Source organism: Thiobacillus sp. (genome assembly GCF_013693775.1).
Classification (GTDB): Bacteria; Pseudomonadota; Gammaproteobacteria; order Burkholderiales; family Thiobacillaceae; genus Thiobacillus.
In genome coordinates this window covers 893178-912906 of the sequence record NZ_CP059257.1, presented here as the reverse complement: position 1 = coordinate 912906, position 19729 = coordinate 893178, and the positions used below count along the sequence as shown (strand labels likewise).

Genomic DNA, 19729 nt, shown 5'->3' with positions numbered 1-19729 from the left:
AAAATGCTGTAATTCGTACTGTTTATCATGAATATTTTTGACGGTATACCTGACGGCATCTGTCGGTATGATGATGACATTACGAAAATCATTTTGCTTTTGTCATGGCCCGTATTGCCACGCCTCTTACCGACCGTCGTATCCGTCAGACACATCCGACGGCCAAGCCGCTCAAGCTGGCAGACGGCGGCGGCATGTATCTGCTGCTGAATCCGGATGGCTCGCGCTACTGGCGGCTGGATTATCGCTTTGGGGGCAAACGCAAGACCCTGGCCCTGGGGGTATACCCGGAGGTGACGCTGGGCGAGGCAAGACGCCGCCGCTGTGCCGCCCGGGCATTGCTGGCGGAGGGGCGTGATCCCGCCGCCGAGAGGAAGGCGGGCAAGGCCGGCAAACCGCTTCCCGATGGCAGCGAACAGGCCTATGCCCTGGCGCTCCTCGGCGAAGGCGTGTGGGACTGGAATTTGCGTAGCGGACGGGTGCGACACAATCCGCAGTGGGCGCGCCTGATGGGCCTGGACGTGCAGCAGACCGAGCATACCTGGCAGGAGGCCATTGCATGCCTGCAGGAGCAGGATCGGGCCGGCGTGATGGCGGCGATACGGGCCTGTCTCGATGGCAATGCGGTGTTCGATCGCGAACATCGTATCCGGCACGCCGACGGCACCTTGATCTGGCTACATAACCGGGGCGAGGTCGTGGAGCGCGACGCCGAGGGCAACCCGCTGCGCATGGTGGGCAGCCTGCGCGAAGTGACCGAGCAGCGGCGCGAGGCGCTGGTCATGCGACAGCGCAACCTGATGCTGCAGATCATCGCGGCAGTGAACGAAATGCTGATGGCGGAGCGGCCCGAGCATGAGTTGATGGCACGCATCTGTCAGGAATTGGTGCGGGACGATCTGTTCCGCATGGCCTGGGTCGGCCTGGTGAACGAAGACGGCGTCACGGTCGATTCGGTGGCGGAGGCAGGGTTCGAGAATACGTATCTGCCCAAGGCGGAAATCCGCTGCGACGATTCTCCCCAGGGCCAGGGGCCCACCGGGACCGCCATACGCCTGGGCATCACGGCGATCAACGACGACACTGAGACCAATCAACAGTTTGCGCCGTGGCGGGAACGTGCGCTCCTCCATGGTTATCGATCGTCGGCCGCGACACCATTGCGGGCGTATGGACGGGTCATTGGCGCCCTGACGGTGTATAGCGAAGAGCCCCATGCGTTCGGTCCGGAAAAAGTGATCCTGCTGGAGAAGCTGGCTGCCGACCTTGGCGTGGTCATGGGCCATCGTGCGGCCCTGGCCGCGCTGCGCGAGAGCGAAGAGCGTTTTCGCCTGTTGCTGGACGCATCCNCCGAGGCGATTTTCGGGGTCGACAGCCAGGGCATCTGCACGTTCGTGAATCCGGCGTGTCTCGACATGCTGGGCTACACGCAGGCGGAGGTCCTCGGCAAGAGTATCCATGCCCTGATCCACCACAGCTATCCGGACGGCCGCCCCTATCCGAAGGAGCAGTGCCACATCCGCAGTTCCACCCTGGAGGGCAAGCCCACCCATGTGGACAGCGAAGTGCACTGGCGCAAGGATGGCACCAGCTTCCCGGTCGAATACTGGTCCCATCCCATGTACCACAACGGCCAGCTGGTAGGGGCAGTGGTCAACTTCATCGACATCAGCGAACGCAAGCGAATGGAGCAGGCGCTGCGCGAGAGCGAAGAGCGCTACCGCCTGATTTCCAGCGTGTCGACCGACCTGCTGTACTCCTGCATGCAGACGGCGGACAGGGACCTGATCATCGACTGGGCGACGACTTCGGCAGATCAGGTCTTCGGTTATTCGCTGGATGAGATCATGGCGAAAGGCTGCTGGCGCCATCTCGTTCACCCGGATGATTTCGCCGAATTCGATCGCAATATTGCCTATCTCGCGCCGGGCCAGCGTAGCGAATGTGAGTTGCGCATCCTCGCGAAGGACGGCGCCGTCCACTACATCCGCGCGTATACGCTGGCCATGGAGGCGGCAGATGACCAGGCCGGAAACCGCCTGTATGGTGCCTGCCAGGACATCACCGAACGCAGGCAGGCGGAGGCGCGCATCGAATTTCTCGCCCATCATGATGTCCTCACCGGCCTGCCCAACCGCGTACTGCTGCGCGACCGTTTCGAGCAGGCGCTGGCCAGGGCGCAACGGTCGCAGAAACTGGTGGCGATGCTGTTCCTCGACCTCGACAACTTCAAACGGGTGAACGACACCCTGGGGCATGTTGCTGGCGACCAGCTCTTGCTGGAAGCCGTCAAGCGGCTGACGCACAGCACGCGTGACAGCGACACCATCAGCCGCCAGGGCGGCGACGAATTCATCCTGCTGCTCAACGAGATTCCGGACATGGAAACGGTGGAGCGCGTCGCGGCAGACATCCTCAGGCTGCTGGCCGAGCCGGTGGAGATCAACGGCCACGCGATGAATGCATCCTGCAGTATCGGCATCGCCATGTATCCGCAGGACGGCAGCGATTTCGACAGCCTGCTGCAGAAGGCCGATACGGCCATGTACAACGCCAAGGACGCGGGCCGCAACACCTACCGCTTCTTCGACGACCGCATGAACCGGCAGGCCCGCGAGCATCTGATGCTGCAGAACCGTCTGCATCAGGCGCTCTACCGGGCTGAACTGCAGTTGCATTACCAGCCGCAGTTGGATGCCGACAGCGGCAAGGTGACCGGCGTGGAGGCGCTGCTGCGCTGGAACAACCCGGAACTGGGCGACATATCGCCGGCCCGTTTCATCCCGGTGGCGGAAGACAGTGGCCTGATCGTGCCCATCGGCGCCTGGGTGATCGAACAATCCTGCCGCCAGGCCCAGACGTGGCGGCAGGCGGGATTGCCCGATATCACCATGTCGGTCAACCTGTCTGCCCTGCAGTTTCGTCGTGCCGGCCTGATCGAGACCGTGGCGGGCGCGCTGGCGCGCAGCGGGCTGCCGCCGCACCTGCTGGAACTGGAGCTGACCGAATCCATCCTGCTGCAGGATGTGGAGAACACCCTGGACACGGTTCGGCAGCTGAAAGCCCTGGGCATCCGACTGGCGATCGACGACTTCGGCACGGGCTATTCCTCGCTCAGCTATCTCAAGCGTTTTGCTGTCGACCGGCTCAAGATCGACCAGTCCTTCGTGCGCGACATCCACACCGATCCGGACGATGCCGCCATCGTCAGCGCCATCATCCAGTTGGCGCGTAGTCTGCGGCTGGGCATCATCGCCGAAGGCGTGGAAACGGCGGAGCAACTGGCGTTCCTGCGCGAGGCCGGCTGCAGCGAAGTGCAAGGCTACCTGTTCAGCCGGCCGCTGGCGCCGGCGGCGATGGATGCGTTCCTGCGCATGCCTTGACGTGCGCCCGGCGCCATTTTCCCTTCACGTCAGGCGTTGGCGGTTCTATGCTGGAGGAGTGTTGAATGTCCCGAGTCTTTGTTCATGAGTCACAAGCACGAAAATTTGCTTCGGGCGATTTTCGAAGGACCGGTCAGCGGCAATGTCCATTGGCGCGAAGTGGAAGCGATGCTGGCGCACCTGGGGGCCAACGTGGAGCCGCATCATGGCGCAAGCTTCCGAGTCGTGCTGAACGGCGTGGAGGGTTTCCTGCATCGCCCGCACAACAGCAATACCTGCAGCAAACAGGAGTTGCGGCATGTGCGCGATTATCTGGTATCGGCAGGCGTGGGCTTGCCGCAGGGCAAGGCATGAGCGCCGCCCTGCGTAACGGACTGGCCTCAGTGCTGCTGGCTGCAACCCTCGGCTTGATGCCCGTCTCCGCGCCTGCCCAGCAGAACGACACCGTCAGTGGCGACAAGACTACCGACATGGTGGTGGACGCGGTGGTCATGCGGCCGCTGGGGCTGGCAGCCACGGTGGTGGGGACGGTGCTGACCGTGGTGGCGCTGCCTTTCACCATCCCGAGTGGCAGCGTGGGAACGTCAGCACGGCAACTGATCCTCCGGCCGGCGGACTACACGTTCAAACGGCCGCTGGGCGATTTCAGCGACAGCGGCGAGGACGGACGCTAGCGCTTTGCCGCCGTTCTGCAATCGGATCGGGCTGCTATTTCGCCGCGAAACGGGGCCGAATATCCAGAAATCAGGGGCGCATGCTGTCGTCAGACGCATGACAGGCGGGTTCCTGCCCATCGCTGGAACGTTTTTTATGACGGTGATCGATAAATAATATTTGTAAGGGAATGTTTTGTTTCTATAGTTTTTCCATGCGTGCCTGAATTCACGAGAATGGAGGACCGAGATGCAAGTGACCCGGAGACAGTTTTTCAAGATATGCGCAGCGNGGGTCGGCAGCTCCAGCCTCGTTGCGCTGGGATTCGCGCCCGGCGAGGCCCTGGCGGAAGTACGGGAGTTCAAGCTCGCGCGCACCACCGAAACCCGCAACACCTGTCCCTATTGCTCGGTCGGCTGCGGCATCCTGATCTCCAGCCTGGGCGACAAGGCCAAGAATGCTCACAGCGAGATCATGCACATCGAAGGCGATCCGGACCATCCGGTGAACCGCGGCACGCTCTGCCCGAAAGGCGCCGGCCTGCTCGATTTCGTGCACAGCCCGAACCGGCTCACGCGCCCGGAATACCGTGCGCCCGGCAGCAAGGAGTGGACGCCCATTTCCTGGGACGACGCCTTCACTCGCATCGCCAGGCTGATGAAGGACGACCGCGACAAGAACTTCATCGCGAAGAACGACAAGGGCGAAACGGTCAACCGCTGGATTTCCACCGGCATGCTCGCCGCCTCCGCTTCCAGCAACGAAACCGGCTACCTGACGCAGAAGATCGCGCGTAGCCTGGGGATGCTCGCATTCGACAACCAGGCGCGTGTCTGACACGGCCCGACGGTGGCAAGTCTTGCCCCGACGTTCGGCCGCGGTGCGATGACCAACCATTGGGTTGACATCAAGAACACCGACCTGGTTCTGATCATGGGCGGCAACGCCGCCGAAGCGCACCCCTGCGGATTCAAGTGGGTGACCGAGGCGAAGGCGCACCGCAAGGCAAAGCTGATCGTCGTCGATCCGCGCTTCACGCGCTCGGCCGCGGTATCGGATTTCTATGCGCCGATCCGCTCCGGCACGGACATCGCCTTTCTCGGCGGCGTCATCAACTACCTGCTCAGCAATGACAAAATCCATCACGAGTACGTGAAGACCTACACGGACTTCAGCTTTCTGGTGAAGGACGAGTTCGCGTTCAACGACGGCATCTACTCCGGCTACAACCCGGAGAAGCGCAGCTACGACAAGTCCAGTTGGGGCTACCAGATCGGTGCGGACGGCTATGTCGTCACCGACCCGACGCTGCAGAACCCGCGCTGCGTGTACCAGATGATGAAGGCGCATTACAGCCGCTACACGCCGGAGGCCGTGACCAACATCTGCGGCACGCCCAAGGATGCCTTCCTCAAGGTGTGCGAGATGCTCGCCGAGACCTCGGCGCCCAACAAGACCATGACCATCATGTACGCCTTGGGCTGGACGCAGCACTCCTACGGCTCGCAGATGATCCGTACCGGCGCCATGGTGCAGCTGCTGCTGGGCAACATCGGCGCGGCCGGCGGCGGCATGAACGCGCTGCGCGGCCACTCCAATATCCAGGGCCTGACCGATCTGGGACTGTTGTCCAACCTGCTGCCGGGCTACATGACGCTGCCCAGCGATGCGGAGCAGGACTACAAGGCCTATATCGAGAAGCGTGCCTTCAAGCCGCTGCGGCCCGGTCAGCTGAGCTACTGGCAGAACTACAACAAGTTCTTCGTCAGCACCATGAAGGCCTGGTATGGCGACGCTGCCACTGCGGAGAACAACTGGGCGTATGACTGGCTGCCCAAGCTCGACAAGGGCTACGACCTGCTGCAGGTGTTCGAGAACATGAACCAGGGCAAGGTCAACGGCTACCTCTGCCAGGGCTTCAATCCCCTGGCCTCCGCACCGTGCAAGGTGAAGGTGTCCGGCTCGCTCGCCAAGCTCAAATACCTGGTGATCATCGACCCGCTGGCCACCGAGACCTCGGAGTTCTGGCAGAACCACGGCGAATACAACGACGTCGATCCGGCCAAGATCCAGACCGAGGTGTTCCGCCTGCCTTCCACCTGCTTCGCGGAGGAAGACGGTTCGCTGGTCAGTTCCAGCCGTGTGCTGCAGTGGCACTGGAAGGCCGCCGAACCGCCGGGCGACGCCAAGGGCGATCAGGAAATCATGGCCGGCATCTTCCTCAGGCTGCGCGAGCTGTACAAGAAGGACGGCGGCGCTNTTCCCGACCCCATCCTCAACCTGACCTGGAAACATCGCCAGCCGCATGCCCCGTCGCCGGAAGAACTGGCGAAGGAATATTCCGGCCGTGCGCTGAAGGACGTCACCGACCCGAAGGACCCGGCCAAGGTCCTGGTGAAGGCCGGCGAACAATTGAACGGCTTCGCAGAACTGCGCGACGACGGCAGCACGATCTGCGGCTGCTGGATCTTCTCCGGCGCCTGGAGTGAGAAGGGCAACCTGATGGCGCGGCGCGACAACAGCGACCCGTTCGGCATGGGCCAGACGCTGAACTGGGCCTTCGCCTGGCCGGCCAACCGGCGCGTGCTGTACAACCGCGCGTCCTGCGACCCGGGCGGCAAACCCTACGATCCCACGCGCAAGCTGATCGCCTGGGACGCCGCGATCGGCAAGTGGGGCGGTTCCGACATTCCGGACTTCAAGCCGGATTCGCCGCCGGGAGACGGCATGAATCCCTTCATCATGAATCCGGAAGGCGTGGCGCGCTTCTTCGCCGTCGACAAGATGGCGGAGNGGCCCTTTCCCGAGCATTACGAGCCGATGGAGTCGCCGCTCGCCAACAACCCGATGCATCCGAAGAACGCCCTGGCGCGGTCCAACCCGGCCGCGCGGGTGTTCAAGGAGGACTGGGCGACCTTCGGCAAGCCTGACCAGTTCCCGTATGTCGGCACCACCTATCGCCTCACCGAACATTTCCACTTCTGGACCAAGCATGTGCGGCTCAACGCCATCCTGCAGCCGGAGCAGTTCGTGGAAATCGGCGAGGACCTGGCGAAAGAGAAGGGCATCAAGGCCGGCGACCACGTGCGGGTGAAATCCAACCGCGGCTTCATCGTCGCGGTGGCCGTGGTCACCAAGCGCCTGCGCACGCTCGATGTCGACGGCAAGAAGGTGCACACCGTGGGCGTGCCGATCCACTGGGGATTCATGGGCCTGGCGAAGAATGGCTACATCACCAACACCCTGACGCCTTTCGTCGGTGATGCGAACACGCAGACGCCGGAATTCAAGTCGTTCCTCGTGAACATCGAGAAAGTCTAGGAGGCGACCATGGCACTGCAATCACTTGACATCAAGGCACGCTCCGCCACCACCACGCCGCCTCCGCGTGTGCGCAACCCTGTTCACGTCGCCAAGCTGATCGACATCTCCAAGTGCATCGGCTGCAAGGCCTGCCAGGCGGCGTGCATGGAATGGAACGACCTGCGCGACGAGATCGGCACCAACGTCGGCCTCTACGACAACCCGCGCGACCTCACCGACCAGTCCTGGACCGTGATGCGCTTCTCCGAAGTGGAGGTGGAGCAGGGACGTCTGGAATGGCTGATCCGCAAGGACGGCTGCATGCACTGCGATGACCCTGGCTGCCTCAAGGCCTGCCCGTCGCCGGGTGCCATCGTCCAGTATGCGAACGGCATCGTGGATTTCCACGAGGAGCACTGCATCGGCTGCGGCTACTGCATCACCGGCTGTCCGTTCAACATCCCGCGCATTTCGAAGAAGGACAGCAAGGCCTACAAGTGCACGCTGTGCTCGGACCGGGTGGCGGTGGGCCTGGAGCCTGCCTGCATCAAGACCTGTCCCACCGGCGCATTGGTCTTCGGCTCCAAGCAGGACATGATCCATCATGCCGAAGGGCGCGTCGCCGACCTCAAGGAACGCGGTTACGCCAATGCGGCGCTGTACAACCCGCAGGGCGTCGGCGGCACGCACGTGATGTACGTGCTGCAGCACGGCGACCAGCCCGAGCTCTATGCGAACCTGCCCAAGGATCCGCACATCAGCCCGCTGGTCAGCCTGTGGAAAGGGATAACCAAACCCCTCATGAACTTCGGCATTGGCCTGGCTGTCTTTGCAGGATTTTTCCATTTCGTCACAGTGGGTCCGAAGGTCGTGGATGAAGAGGATGTGGATCCGGCCCGGCCTTCCGACCCCAGCAAGGAGCGATCATGACTACCTGGATACGGCGCTACTCTGCCAGAGAGCGAAGCAACCACTGGCTGGTGGCCATCTCGTTCGTCCTTGCCGCGTTGTCGGGCCTGGCACTGTTCCATCCGGCCTTTTTCTTTTCGCCTATTTATTCGGCGGAGGCACTTGGGATCGCATTCTCCATCCTTTTATAGGGGTGTTCCTGAGTCTGTTCTTCATCGCCCTGGCGGCGCGGTTCTGGCGGGCCAACGCCTTCGTACCCGCGGATCGGGTATGGATGAAGCATATTGGCGATGAACTGTGCAATCGTGACGAGCGATTGCCTGAAGTCGGCAAATACAATGCCGGTCAGAAATACCTGTTCTGGACGGTGGTCGTGACAGTTCCCACGCTACTGATTTCCGGCATCGTGATCTGGCAACCCTGGTTCGCGCCGTATTTTCCCGTCTGGCTATTGCGCGTCGCCGTGGTCGTCCATGCACTGACAGCCTGGATCATGATCCTCGGCATTATCGTGCACGTCTATGCGGCCATCTGGGTCAAGGGTTCGGTTCGTGCCATGACGCGCGGCACGGTATCCGCCGCCTGGGCCAAGCACCATCACCGCGCCTGGTATCGCGAGATGACCGGCAAGTAGCCGGCCTTGCATTCCGGCTCGATCGTCTAGACTGAAGAACCGACAAGGGCAGCGACTAGCGCATGACGACCACCCTCCTGCAACCCGGCGAGATCGAAGCGGCAGCCGGCGACATCCCCGAACTGCGGCTGCCGCCCGCCGATGTGTTCCTCAGCCGCGTGCGGCGGCTCGAACAACTGGCTGAAGGCCACACCCTGGGCGACTATCTGCGCTTCGTGGGCCGCCTTGCGCGGGCGCAGCAGGAATACCTGGATGCAGGCCCTACGGCGGAACTGCCCGCGTCCGAACGGCTGGCGCAATGCCGCGAACATCAGATGCCACCGCTGGCGCCCGCCGGCCTCGGTTTGCCGGATGGCTGGCGCGACACGGCACGGCAACTGGCACGGACGGTGCTGCCCAGCCTGCCTGCAACAGGCCAGGCGGCGCTGGAATCGGTTCTGGAAAAACAGGATGCCTGGCTGGACGCGCAGGCTCTGCAACTGCTTGATGGGAACGTCCAGNGGCTCGATGCCGCCGTGGCGCCGATTATAGGTGCCGCGTTGCAGACGCACTGGACCCGGCTCGCGCGCCAGTTCGAACCCGCACAGGTGGCGCGGCCCGAGCATCCCAACCTGTGCCCGGTATGCGGCTCGCATCCGGTCAGTTCGGTGGTGCGCATCGGCAGTGCCGAAAACGGCCTGCGCTATCTGCATTGCACGCTGTGCAGTTCGGAGTGGCACGTGGTGCGTGCCAAATGCAGCAACTGCGACAACACCCGCGGCATCGCCCACTACCATCTGGAGNGGGGCAAGCAGGTCGTGCAGGCCGAGAGCTGCCCGGAATGCCAGACCTATCTGAAGCTCATCCAGCAGGAAAAGGACCCGTTCGCCGATCCGGTGGCCGATGATCTCGCCACCCTGACGCTGGACCTGCTCATGGACGAGGCGGGCTTCACCCGCAGCGGAATCAACTGGTACCTGATCCACGGCCCCGCCTGACTGCTCACCGCTTACTGTTCACCCCTCACCAACCAGGGATTGTCTATCGTGCATAGCGCCCNNCCACGCCCGCCCTCGATCGATCGTGTCCTCAACTGGACAACCGTTTCTCCCNTGATTGCCGAATACGGCCGCGAGCCGGTACTTGCCGGCGTGCGCAGCGTACTCGATCGCGCGCGCCAGGCAGCGCGCAGCGGCGACCGGGTCGATTACACCGAGCCTGCGGTGACGGCCCAGCTTGCCGTGCATCTGTCGCAGCACAATGCGCCCCGCCTGAAACGGGTATTCAATCTCACCGGCACGGTACTGCACACCAACCTGGGGCGCGCGCCTCTGCCGGAAGAGGCGGTGGAGGCACTGGTGATGGCGGCACGCCATCCCTGTGCGCTGGAATACGATCTCGAGACCGGTGGGCGTGGCGACCGCGACGACGTCGTCGAGTCCGTGCTGTGCGAGCTCACCGGGGCCGAGGCGGCCACTGTGGTCAACAACAACGCGGCTGCCGTGTTCCTGCTGCTCAACACGCTTGCCATGCGCAAGCAGGTGATCGTCTCGCGCGGCGAACTGGTGGAAATCGGCGGGGCCTTTCGCGTCCCGGACATCATGAGCCGCGCGGGCGCCAGGCTGATCGAGGTAGGCACCACCAATCGCACGCACCTGCGCGACTTCGAGGCCGCCATCGGCCCGCGCAGCGCCATGCTGATGAAGGTGCACGCCAGCAACTATGCCATCCAGGGGTTTACCGCCAGCGTGCCGGAGACGGACCTGGCGCAGCTTGCGCATGCCCACGAACTGCCGTTCGTGATCGATCTGGGCAGCGGCACACTCGTCGACCTGGCGCGCTTCGGCCTGCCGCACGAACCGACGCCGCAGGAGTCGATTGCAGCCGGGGCCGATCTGGTCAGTTTCAGCGGCGACAAACTGCTGGGCGGGCCGCAGGCCGGCATCCTGGTGGGCCGTCGCGCGCTGATCCAGCGCATCAAGAAAAACCCGCTCAAACGCGCACTGCGCGTCGGCAAGCTGACGCTGGCGGCGCTCGAGGCGGTCCTGCGCCTGTATCGCGACCCCGACCGTCTGGGCGATCGGCTCACGACCCTGCATGTGCTCACCCGGCCGCCGGACGACATCCGGGCGCAGACCGAACGTCTGCTGCCGCGCATGCAGCTGGCGCTTGCGAACTGGCCGGCGAGCGTGTCTGTCGAACCGGCCCTGTCGCAGATCGGTAGCGGCTCGCTACCGATCGACCGCCTGCCGAGCCATGCGCTGGTCGTGCGGCCCCGCGGCCGGAAAAGCGGCGTACTGCATGAGATCGAAGCGGCACTGCGCGGCCTGCCCGTACCGGTGATCGGCCGTATTGCCGACGGCGCATTGCGTCTGGATGTGCGTTGCCTGTCTGCGGCAGACGAAGCGGATTTCATCGGCCAGCTCGCGAAGCTGGCCGCCTGATCACTTGAGAAAGAAGGAGCGGTGCATGCAACGACGTGATTTCCTGATGACTTCCGCTGTATTGGCTGCGGGGACAGTGTGGCCCGCCAGCCAGGCCCTGGCGGCATTCGATCCGTCGCCAGAGGATGGCTGGCGGACGTTTGAGGTGACACACCGGGTGGAAGTGCTCAAGCCGCACGGCGCCACCCGTGTCTGGTTGCCGCTTCCCTCCCTGCAGGAACAGGACTGGATCCGGCCCATGGGCAATCTGTGGCAAGGCGATGCCGACAGCGCACAATTGCTGCACGACCGGGAGCGTGGCGTTGATATGCTTTATGGCGAATGGGCACCGGAGAAGAAACCCGTACTGGAAGTGACCAGCCGATTCGCCACGCGCGACCGCGCCATCGATCTGAGCCGCGTCGGGCAGGCGGCCCCGCTGCCTGCTTCGATGCACCGCCGCTATACCCGGGCCACGAAGCTGCTTCCCACCGACGGCATCGTTAGGAAGACCGCACTCGACATTACCCGCGGCGCGAAACCGACCAGGACAAGGCGCGGGCCATTTACGAGTGGGTGGTCGACAATACGGCGCGCAACCCCCAAACCCGCGGCTGTGGGCTTGGCGATATCCGCTTCATGCTGGAAACCGGCGACCTGACGGGAAAATGCGCCGACCTCAATTCCTCTACGTCGGACTTGCACGGGCCGCCGGCCTGCCGGCGCGCGATGTCTACGGCATCCGCGTGGCGGACTCGCGCTTCGGCTACAAGAGCCTGGGCAAGAGCGGCGACATCAGCAAGGCCCAGCACTGCCGCGCCGAAGTATGGCTCTCCGGACACGGTTGGGTGCCGGTCGACCCCGCTGACATGCGCAAGGTGATGCTGGAGGAACCGCCCGGCGGCCGCAGCCTCAACGACGACATGGTGGTCGATGCGAGGAAGCGCCTGTTCGGTTCCTGGGAGATGAACTGGCTGGCCTACAACACCGCGCACGACCTTCCACTGCCCGGCTCGCGCGACGTCACGCTGCCTTTCCTCATGTATCCGCAGGCCGAAACCGCGGACGGCATGCTGGACAGCCTGGACGCGTCGAGCTTCAGCTACCGCATCACCTCCAAGGAAATCACGGCGCCATCATGATCGTCGGCACCGCCGGGCACATCGACCATGGCAAGACGACGCTGGTGCAGGCGCTCACCGGCGTCGACACCGATCGGCTCGCCGCCGAGAAGCTGCGCGGGATTTCCATCGAACTGGGTTACGCCTACCAGCCCTTGCCCGGCGGCGGGGTGCTGGGTTTCGTCGACGTACCCGGCCATGAGCGTTTCATCCACACCATGCTCGCCGGCGCGGCCGGGATCGACTTTGCTATGCTAGTCGTGGCCGCGGACGACGGCGTGATGCCGCAAACGCGCGAGCATCTCAACATCCTGCACCTGCTCGGCATCGAACGCGGCGTCGTGGCGCTGACCAAGATCGACCGGGTCGAGCCCGGGCGCCTGGCTGAAGTCGAGCGCGATCTGCATCGACTGCTGGCCGAAACGGCGCTCGCAGGCATACCGGTATTTCCGGTTTCCGCACCGGACGGGCAGGGTATCGATGCCCTGCGCACGCATCTGCACGAAGCCGCGCAGACCATGCCTTCGACGACAGCCGATGGCGGGTTCCGGCTGGCGGTCGACCGCAGCTTCACCTTGAAAGGCGCGGGCACCATTGTCACCGGCACCGTATTCGCCGGCAGTGTCCAGGTGGGCGACGATCTGATGGTGACACCATCCGGGCGGCCGGTCCGCCTGCGCAGCCTGCATGTGATGAACCGCCCGGCGCAATGGGGGCAGGCGGGACAGCGCTGTGCCCTGAACCTTCACGGCGCGGGCAAGGACGAGATCGTGCGTGGCGACTGGATCGTGGCACCGTACCTGCATGCACCGACCGCGCGGCTCGACGTACGGCTGACGCTGTCGCCTCAAGCGCCTGCGGCCCTCGTGCACTGGGTACCGGTCCATCTGCACCTGGGCGCGGCGCATGTCATGGCGCGCGTGGCGCTGCTGGAAGGCGAGCGCCTGTCCCCGGGCGGCAGCGCGCTGGCGCAGCTGGTCACGGATCGTCCGATCGGCGCGCTCCACGGCGACCGATTCATCCTGCGCGACGCCGATGCCCGCCACACGATCGGCGGCGGCAAGGTGCTCGATCCCGATGCGCCCGCGCGCAAGCGCAAGACGCCGCAGCGGCTGGCGGAACTCGCCGCGCTGGATCTCGCCGACACCTCGCAGCGGCTGCATCAGTTGCTTACGCTCCGGGGACTCGACCTTGACCGGCTTGCCATCCACTGGAACGACAAGGACCCGGCTGCGCATCTGCCGATCGATAGCACGCTGGTGCGTGACGGTCACGCCACCTGGGCGTTTTCCGCCGCGCACTGGACGAGCTTGCAGGACAAGCTGCGCGCCGGCCTTGCGGCGTTTCACGAACGTTTCCCCGACGAGCTGGGGCCCGATGCCACGCGTGCCAGGCGCATGTTCCTGCCGGCGCTGCCGGTGGCCGCGTTCGCCGCGCTGACGGACACACTGCTGACGGCGGGCGTTTTGCGGCGCAGCGGACCCTGGCTGCACCTGCCGACGCACAGCGTTGCGCTCAGCTGCGAGGAGGATGCGCTCTATCAGCGCATCCTCNCCTGGCTGGAAGAAGGGGCCATCGACCCACCCTGGGTGCGCGATCTGGCCCGACGCGCGGGGTGCAACGAGGCGTCGATGCGGCGTCTGCTGCAAAAGCAGGCGCGCCAGNGGAAGCTGTACCAAGTGGTGCGCGATTTGTTCTATCTGCCCGACAGCGTGGCGCAACTGGCGACCCTGGTGCAGGAACTGGAACACGTGAACGGCGAGACGCGTGCCGCCGAATTCCGCGACCGCAGCGGCTTGAGCCGCAAGCGTGCGGTGCAGGTACTGGAATTCTTCGACCGGGTGGGCTACACGCGCCGTGTGCGCGAAGCGCACCGATTGCGCAATGTCGATCTGTTCGGCAGGATGAATCATGCAGCCTGAAGTGATCGACAGGAGAAACGGGTTTCAATTGGAAGGGAAGCGTGCCTGGTGGTGCGGCCGGACTTCAAATTCGGTTGGGGGTGTCAGTCGCTCCCGGGTGGGTTCGACTCCCACTTCCTTCCGCCATTATTTCCGGATAGTCGGTGTCGGTAATCGGGCCGTGCCGGATATCTGGGTTCAAGGGATAAATGCGTCGGGTTCATTGGACGCAATTCAATACGGGAAAGCCATCGTGGAATTACCGAGAGTCTGGAAGACAGATGACGGATCCTTGTTCACCTTGCGTCAACTTGCTGGATCGGACATTCCGGCCCTGACTGCCTTCATCAGGGGCTTGTCCTTTGCCGCGCGTTACTTCCGCTTCGGGGATGCGGATTACGACCCCGGCGGGGGCAATGCACTCCAGGCCTGCATGCTTGGTCCGGAGCAGGGCCTGCACCTGATCGTCGTGACACGCCAAGCAGACGGCGACATCGTAATTGGTTCCGCGCGATACGTGACCCAGCCCGACAAGACACGCTGCGAATTCGCCATCGTCGTGGCGGATCACTGGAAACACCATGGCGTCGGCCACCAGCTGATGGGGGCGTTGTTCGATTGCGCGAAAAGCCAGGGGATCCATACGATGTACGGGCGCATCCTCGAAAGCAACCGCGACATGATCGAATTCGTCAGGNGATTCGGGTTCGACGTTGTCGACAGCCCTCAAGGGAACTGGCTGCAAATAGCGACCATCACGCTTTGATCCGGCGGGGCGGATTGGGCTCCATTCCGCCTTCCGCAGCGTCATGAAGCCTTGGGCGTACGGACCAGTTCCTCGACATCGTCGATCTTGTCATGCAGCATGTTGATCCTGTGGGCGAGTCCCTGGATTTCGGCATGCGCCCTGCGGTTGACGTCGAAATCGAGTTCGCTCCGCAGGCGATCTTTCTTGTCCTGCCGGTTCTGGCTCATCATGATGATGGGGGCCTGTATGGCGGCAAGCATCGAAAGAAAGAGATTGAGCAGAATGAAGGGGTAGGGGTCCCAGGCCTTGCTGCCCAGTTCAACGTTGATGGCGGAGTACACGGCCAGGACCACGGCAAACGCCATGATGAACGTCCACGAGCCGCCGAAGGAAGCCACGATATCGGCGACCCGTTCGCCCAGCGTCTCGGCCTCTTCGATCACGTCATTCGGGTTGCGCGCGGCGCGGAGGCGGACCAGTCTTTCCGCGGCATGGAATTGCTTGCCCATGACGGTCATCAGGTCCAGGCCGGCATCCGGCTTCTTCCTCAGGAGGACGGTGATGTCATGGAGATCCACTTCGATGCATTCCGTTTCCTCGACGGCCGTGGCTTCGGTCTGGTGCGGCGTCTGCGCCAGCATCGAGGCGAAGCCGAATACGTCGCCATGGCTGGGCATATCGAGAAGCACGACCTGGTTGTCCTCGTCGATGGTCGTGACCTGGACGGAACCCGAGACCATGATGAACGCGCGTTCGCTCAGGTCGCCAATCTTGAAGATCCGCTGGCGCGGCGTGAATTTGCGCAATTCGACCTGACTGGCGAGGACGGCGAGCTCTTCATCGTCGAGCAAGGAAAACAGTGGGACTTCTTTAAGGACGACAACGCTACAGGCCATGGTTTTCCCCGTATTGCTAACACTGGGCCTCCCGCTGCGGGAGGCCGGAATGGACGACAATTTGCCGGCAGTTTAAGAGGAATCGCGCCCGAGGAAGTTCCTTTTTCAAAGGTGGCGGATGCTGTCAAACCGCGGCATCATCCAGAAACGCAGTTGGGTGCGTTCCATCTGCCGGATGGCGTGTGACCGGCATCGCTATTCGGAATTTCATCGACACAACTGGAGAGACAGCATGAAGCCCATCATCAACATTGCCGATGTCGAACTCGAACCGCGTCCTGCTGTGTTCGCACCCACGGGAACGGCCGAGGAGCGTTTTGATGCGAGGATGGGTTTTATCAGCCCGCGTATCGGCGCCCGGAAGCTCGGATACAACATCACGGCCGTACTGCCCGGGAAACGCGCGTTTCCTTTCCACAATCACCAGGTAAACGAAGAGATGTTCTTCATCCTGCAAGGCACAGGGNAAGCCAGAATTGGGGCGCAGACCTATCCCGTCCGCGAAGGCGACGTGATTGCATGCCCGGCCGGCGGCAAAGAGGCGGCGCACCAGATTACCAATACCGGCACGGAGGAACTGCGCTATCTGGCGGTGAGCACCAAGCTCTCGCCTGAAATCTGCGAGTATCCGGATTCGGGGAAATTCGGCATCCTGGCCGAACTCGCTGCGGGCGCAGATGGCAAGCCGCAACGATTCACGTTCATCGGACGCGAGAGCGGCTCGCTCGACTATTGGGAAGGCGAATGACTGCGCAGGGCGCGCGGCGCCGGCGGATCGTGGCATGACACTCGGCAATTGGCTTGCGTTGTTCGGTGCCATGGCAGTGCTGGCAGCTGTTCCGAGCGTGAGCGTCCTGGCGGTTGCTACGCGCTCGGTGTCCGACGGCTTTGTGCATGGTGCGGCGGTGGCCATGNGGGTTGTCGTCGGCGATGTGCTGTTTATCCTGCTGGCCTTGTTTGGCCTGGCATTGCTTGCCGAGGCAATGGGCGACCTGTTCTTCCTAGTGAAATATCTCGGCGGGGCGTATCTGGTCTGGCTGGGGATCGCCCTATGGAAGCGAGGTCGGTCGACGCAGGCCAGGCCTGCCAACGGTGCCGCCACACTGAAATCAAGCTTCATGACAGGCCTGCTCGTGACCCTGGGCGACCAAAAGGCGGTCGTGTTTTATTTGGGATTCCTGCCTGCTTTCGTTGAACTGGGGACTCTGTCCCATCCCGATATCGGAGCCGTTCTGGCCGGCGCGGTATTGGCTGTGGGCGGGGTGAAACTGGGCTACGCCTACGCGGCCGATAAAGCCGGGATACTCATCGGAGCGAAGCTGGGCACCACACTGAACGGCTTGGCCGCCTGCGTCCTGGTCACCATGGGCATATTCATCCTGGCACAGGCCTGGCGGGAGGGCTGACGTGCTTTTAGCGTCGCCGGCAACCCGGCGCTTGAATCACTCAACCTCAATCGGTACAACGTGGGCCTGCTCGTCCGATCCCAGCGGCTCCTGGGTGTCGAGCTGATGTTGCAGCACGGACAGGTCCGCCTCCGACGCATCGCCGCCCGTGCGAGCGCGCCGGACGATGCGCTCGCGCAGGACGGCGACGGGCACCGGAAAATCGAGAATATGAAATTCGACGCCGCATGATTGCGCCGTCTCGCGCAGCAGGTCGCGCTGCCAGCGGGCAATGAAGGTGGCGTCGACGATGACGGGCCAGCCGGCATCCAGGAGAGCGCCTGACAGGCGGGCGAGATATGCGTAGGTGCGTTGGGTGGCATCGGCGCCGTAGAGCTGCTGCCCGATGCCCGAGCCGCTGCGGGCCAGGGCATCGAGCCCGGCGAGGCGCTTGCGCTCGACATCGGAGCGCAGGCGGATCGCGCCCGGGGCCTGCATCAGTTTGCGGGTGACGGTGGTCTTGCCCGATCCCGACAAGCCGTGCGTGATGTCGAGCCGGGCGGGCAAGGGGCGCGTCAGCGTCGTCGCCAGATGCAGCAGCGTGCGCATCCCGGCGAACGCGGCATCGCGCTCGGGACCGGCGGTCTGGGCGGTGCGGATGGCGGCGATCTTGGCGCGCACGAGCGCGCGATAGACGGCGTAGTAGCGCAGCAGGGCGAGCCCGGCATAGTCGCCGGTCTGTTCCAGCCAGGTATTGAGAAACAGCCAGGCCCATTCGGCATGGCCGCGCTGCAGCAGATCCATGTAGCAGAACGCGACTTCGGACTGGATGTCGATCCAGCGCAATTCGGGGTTGAATTCGATGCAGTCGAACACGAGCAGTCGTCCGTCGACCCAGGCGAGGTTGCCCAGATGGAGGTCGCCGTGGCATTCGCGCACAAAGCCGTCAACCTTGCGGGCCGCCATCAGCGGAGCGAGCCGGGCGTGTTCGGTTTCGCTCCAGTGCCGCAGGGCGTCGAGTTGCGCGCGATCGGCCGGGTCGTCGAGATGTGCCGCGATCCGGGCGAAGTTCTGGGCCACCGGGTCCCAGATGGCGTCCGGACTGCCCCATGGGCTGTCTTGTCCGGCGCGTGCGCAGCCTTCCGTATGGAAGCGGGCGAGGACGGCGGCGATCGCTTCGATGTGTTGCGCGGTCATTCCGCCCGCCGCATCGAGCCGGTCGAGCGTGGCGTCGGGCGGGAACTGGCGCATCTTCACCGCATATTCGAACATATCGCCGCTGCCGTTGAGGCGCGGGATGGCTGGGGTGCCGGTGATGGGGACGACATCCAGGTAGACGTCGGGCGCGAGCCGCCGGTTGAGCTGCACTTCGTCGCAGCAGGCGTGCAGGCGTTTAGCAAGGCTGCTGAAATCGAGGAAACCGAGATCCAGCGGCTTCTTGATCTTGTAGGCGAACGCGCCCGTGAGCAGAACGTAGGAGATATGCGTTTCGATCACCTGCACCGGGCCGGCGGGGTGGTCGTAGCAGGCTGGATCATGCAGGCTCCGGATCAGTTCGGCCAACTCCTGCATCGATCCAGCGGAATCATTCATGTCTGCGCGTCCGGACGGGGCGGCTCACAACTGCCGCGCGTAGTCTTCCAGTTGCCGCTTGGCGGCGTCGAAGGCGTCGCGCAGGGCAATGTAGGCATCCTCGTTCTCCTGCCTGTCCACCACGATTTCCTTCCCGGGCACGCCCAGGTCGATGTGGATGTTGAATGGCTTGCCCTGTTGCTGATGTTTTGCAGGCTGTTCGACCACGACGCGGCAACTGACGATGTCGGCGAAAAGCTGTTCGAGTTTCTGGGCCTTCTCGCGGATGTGCGTCTCGAGTGCGTCGGAGGGGGCATGTCGCGGAAGGTGATTTGAAGCGGGGTTTTCATGATGACTCCGTTGGGGGATGGAGACAGGCTTGTCCTGTCTTCGTTTACATTTTCGGGCGGCCTTCCTGGGCGTAGAGTTTTTCGCGTTGTTCCTGGCAGACGATGCAACGCTTCGCGGTCGGATAGGCCATCAGCCGGGGAAACGTGACCGCGTCCCCGCAGTCGACACAGACGCCGTATTCGCCATTCCGGATGCGCTGCAGGGCCGCCTCGATATCCCGCATCCCGTCGATATGGCGATCGAGTATGGTCAGGTTGAAATCCGCCAGCGCATTGGCCAGCGATTCATCGCCGCTGTCGCCCGGCTCGCGGTTGAGCAGGTCGATGCGATGCTGGTTGCCGGAGTTCTCCAGTTCGTCGCGAACTTCGCGCACGAGCGCCTGGTAATCCTCCCTTAGTTTCCGGGCGAGCTGATCTAGTTGGGTTGGGCTGAGTACGGGCATCGAACCTCCTGCATATGTGGGTTGAATC

19 protein-coding genes and 1 tRNA gene are annotated in these 19729 nt (G+C 63.5%); 16 read left to right on the top strand and 4 right to left on the bottom strand.

Annotated features, from left to right (window positions below):
- The first annotated feature begins 104 nt into the window (after nucleotides 1-104).
- From HZY77_RS04500 to HZY77_RS04435, 14 genes are all read left to right on the top strand, one after another.
- The gene (locus HZY77_RS04500; protein WP_296819177.1) at nucleotides 105-3383 is read left to right on the top strand and encodes an EAL domain-containing protein; all 3279 of its coding nucleotides are present in this window, start codon (nucleotides 105-107) and stop codon (nucleotides 3381-3383) included.
- A gap of 84 nt (nucleotides 3384-3467) precedes the next feature.
- The gene (locus HZY77_RS04495; protein ID WP_296629950.1) at nucleotides 3468-3737 is read left to right on the top strand and encodes a type II toxin-antitoxin system HicA family toxin; all 270 of its coding nucleotides are present in this window, start codon (nucleotides 3468-3470) and stop codon (nucleotides 3735-3737) included.
- Nucleotides 3734-4057, top strand: coding sequence for a hypothetical protein (locus tag HZY77_RS04490; protein WP_296819175.1), 324 nt, complete (start codon nucleotides 3734-3736; stop codon nucleotides 4055-4057). The genes HZY77_RS04495 and HZY77_RS04490 overlap by 4 nt, the downstream gene beginning before the upstream one ends.
- Nucleotides 4058-4286: 229 nt before the next feature.
- A complete protein-coding gene (fdnG, locus tag HZY77_RS04485) occupies nucleotides 4287-7358 on the top strand; it encodes a formate dehydrogenase-N subunit alpha (protein WP_296819173.1) in 3072 nt (1023 codons plus the stop codon).
- Nucleotides 7359-7367: 9 nt separating this feature from the next.
- Nucleotides 7368-8270: a formate dehydrogenase subunit beta gene (gene fdxH, locus HZY77_RS04480; protein WP_296819172.1), complete on the top strand. Its 903-nt coding sequence runs from the start codon at nucleotides 7368-7370 to the stop codon at nucleotides 8268-8270.
- Entirely contained in the window at nucleotides 8267-8440 is a 174-nt protein-coding gene (locus tag HZY77_RS04475; RefSeq protein WP_296820965.1) for a hypothetical protein, read from the top strand. Before fdxH ends, HZY77_RS04475 begins: the two co-directional genes overlap by 4 nt.
- Nucleotides 8422-8883, top strand: coding sequence for a formate dehydrogenase subunit gamma (locus tag HZY77_RS04470; RefSeq protein ID WP_296820825.1), 462 nt, complete (start codon nucleotides 8422-8424; stop codon nucleotides 8881-8883). The genes HZY77_RS04475 and HZY77_RS04470 overlap by 19 nt, the downstream gene beginning before the upstream one ends.
- Before the next feature lie 62 nt (nucleotides 8884-8945).
- A complete protein-coding gene (gene fdhE / locus HZY77_RS04465; protein WP_296819170.1) occupies nucleotides 8946-9860 on the top strand; it encodes a formate dehydrogenase accessory protein FdhE in 915 nt (304 codons plus the stop codon).
- 48 nt (nucleotides 9861-9908) lie between these two features.
- Nucleotides 9909-11306 (top strand): L-seryl-tRNA(Sec) selenium transferase, encoded by a 1398-nt coding sequence (gene selA / locus HZY77_RS04460; RefSeq protein WP_296819168.1) that lies wholly within the window; start codon nucleotides 9909-9911, stop codon nucleotides 11304-11306.
- A 25-nt stretch (nucleotides 11307-11331) separates the two neighbouring features.
- Nucleotides 11332-11946, top strand: coding sequence for a hypothetical protein (locus tag HZY77_RS17740; protein WP_363154320.1), 615 nt, complete (start codon nucleotides 11332-11334; stop codon nucleotides 11944-11946).
- 7 nt (nucleotides 11947-11953) lie between these two features.
- Entirely contained in the window at nucleotides 11954-12427 is a 474-nt protein-coding gene (locus HZY77_RS04450) for a transglutaminase family protein (RefSeq protein ID WP_296819166.1), read from the top strand.
- Nucleotides 12424-14328, top strand: coding sequence for a selenocysteine-specific translation elongation factor (gene selB, locus HZY77_RS04445; RefSeq protein WP_296819164.1), 1905 nt, complete (start codon nucleotides 12424-12426; stop codon nucleotides 14326-14328). The genes HZY77_RS04450 and selB overlap by 4 nt, the downstream gene beginning before the upstream one ends.
- 30 nt (nucleotides 14329-14358) lie before the next feature.
- A tRNA-Sec gene (locus HZY77_RS04440) sits at nucleotides 14359-14454 on the top strand.
- Between the two features lie 34 nt (nucleotides 14455-14488).
- Nucleotides 14489-15073, top strand: a complete 585-nt coding sequence (locus tag HZY77_RS04435; RefSeq protein WP_296819161.1) for a GNAT family N-acetyltransferase — start codon at nucleotides 14489-14491, stop codon at nucleotides 15071-15073.
- A 41-nt stretch (nucleotides 15074-15114) separates the two neighbouring features.
- Here HZY77_RS04435 and HZY77_RS04430 read toward each other — a convergent pair whose 3' ends face one another.
- Nucleotides 15115-15951: a DUF1003 domain-containing protein gene (locus tag HZY77_RS04430; protein ID WP_296819159.1), complete on the bottom strand. Its 837-nt coding sequence runs from the start codon at nucleotides 15949-15951 to the stop codon at nucleotides 15115-15117.
- A 232-nt stretch (nucleotides 15952-16183) separates the two neighbouring features.
- On the opposite strand from HZY77_RS04430, the gene HZY77_RS04425 reads away from it, so the two are divergent.
- Both HZY77_RS04425 and HZY77_RS04420 read left to right on the top strand, forming a co-directional pair.
- Nucleotides 16184-16699: a cupin domain-containing protein gene (locus HZY77_RS04425; protein WP_296819156.1), complete on the top strand. Its 516-nt coding sequence runs from the start codon at nucleotides 16184-16186 to the stop codon at nucleotides 16697-16699.
- A gap of 34 nt (nucleotides 16700-16733) precedes the next feature.
- Nucleotides 16734-17357 carry a LysE family translocator gene (locus HZY77_RS04420; protein WP_296819154.1) on the top strand — a complete coding sequence of 208 codons (624 nt, stop codon included), beginning with the start codon at nucleotides 16734-16736 and terminating at the stop codon, nucleotides 17355-17357.
- Between the two features lie 36 nt (nucleotides 17358-17393).
- Here the strand turns inward: HZY77_RS04420 and HZY77_RS04415 are convergent, their stop codons facing one another.
- The 3 genes from HZY77_RS04415 to HZY77_RS04405 form a co-directional block, all read right to left on the bottom strand.
- Nucleotides 17394-18929, bottom strand: a complete 1536-nt coding sequence (locus tag HZY77_RS04415) for a bifunctional aminoglycoside phosphotransferase/ATP-binding protein (RefSeq protein WP_296819152.1) — start codon at nucleotides 18927-18929, stop codon at nucleotides 17394-17396.
- A gap of 24 nt (nucleotides 18930-18953) precedes the next feature.
- On the bottom strand, nucleotides 18954-19196 hold the full coding sequence (locus tag HZY77_RS04410) for an HPF/RaiA family ribosome-associated protein (protein ID WP_296820824.1): 243 nt from the start codon (nucleotides 19194-19196) through the stop codon (nucleotides 18954-18956).
- Between the two features lie 106 nt (nucleotides 19197-19302).
- Nucleotides 19303-19701 carry a TraR/DksA family transcriptional regulator gene (locus tag HZY77_RS04405; RefSeq protein ID WP_296819149.1) on the bottom strand — a complete coding sequence of 133 codons (399 nt, stop codon included), beginning with the start codon at nucleotides 19699-19701 and terminating at the stop codon, nucleotides 19303-19305.
- Between the last annotated feature and the right edge of the window lie 28 nt (nucleotides 19702-19729).